Origin of the sequence: Halalkalibacter lacteus, from assembly GCF_036663595.1 — a bacterium.
Lineage (GTDB): Bacteria > Bacillota > Bacilli > Bacillales > Bacillaceae_D > Halalkalibacter > Halalkalibacter lacteus.
Genome location: NZ_JAWRVL010000388.1, coordinates 1 through 245, shown reverse-complemented (window position 1 = coordinate 245; position 245 = coordinate 1). Strand labels below are relative to the sequence as shown.

Sequence of the window (245 nt, the reverse complement as noted above, 5' to 3'; positions counted from 1 at the left end):
CGGGACGCCGCACTACATCGCGCCCGAGCGGCTCGACGAGCGGCCCTACGACGGCCGCTCGGACGTCTACAGCCTGGGCGTGGTCCTCTACCAGAAGCTGTCCGGGACCCTGCCCTTCGACGGGGCGAACATCGCGCACCTGTTCTACAAGGTGCTGAACTCGGCGCCGCCCCCGCTGCGGGAGGCGAACCCCGACGTGCCCGAGGCGCTCGAGGCGCTGATCCTGCGCACGTTGGCCAAGGCGG

General features: G+C 71.4%; 1 protein-coding gene. It reads left to right on the top strand.

Annotation, left to right across the window (positions count from 1 at the left end; genetic code table 11):
- Positions 1-245: protein kinase domain-containing protein (locus tag SAZ04_RS22770; protein ID WP_332700021.1), on the top strand; the 245-nt coding region annotated here is incomplete at both ends.